This is a genomic window from Winogradskyella pelagia, assembly GCF_017581965.1.
Lineage (GTDB): Bacteria > Bacteroidota > Bacteroidia > Flavobacteriales > Flavobacteriaceae > Winogradskyella > Winogradskyella pelagia.
The window spans coordinates 1-440 of the sequence record NZ_JAGEVF010000052.1; the positions used below are offsets into that span (position 1 = coordinate 1).

A 440-nucleotide genomic window follows, 5' to 3' on the forward strand; every position below is an offset into this window, starting at 1 on the left:
TAATTCTATTCCTCTTGGAACTTTTATAACTTGGGCTGGAATGATTGCACTTCCATTATCTGTATATTGGGGAATAAAAGAGTTACGAAAGCCATCGGAAAAACTGAACAGAATTCTCTCTGGATTCATTAAAATCATTATTATTTTGGGAATTCTCTGGGTACCAATATCATATTTACTTGCCGGCAATCTCTCATTCTCATTTTCGGAAAAAGAAACATTTCAAGGTGGACAGGATGCAATGAAATGGTTTTGGCGCTTAAGTTATGGAATCGGAATTGGTTCAATTTTGACAATTATTGTCTATTGGATTTCGCTAATATTTAAGAAAAATAAAACTGTTGCCAACAATGTATAACCGCAATTACGGCGGATTCGACTACGACCGAATCCACTCGGAATTGCTAACATCTGTCTCTGCCAAAAGTTTGTTTAACTTT

The 440-nt window shown here is 35.5% G+C and carries 1 protein-coding gene; it reads left to right on the forward strand.

Annotated elements, in window-relative coordinates; all coding sequences use genetic code 11:
* Positions 1–358, forward strand: a 358-nt coding sequence (locus J4050_RS15220) for a hypothetical protein (protein ID WP_208155469.1), incomplete at its 5' end; no start/stop codon positions are given.
* Positions 359–440 lie beyond the last annotated feature (82 nt).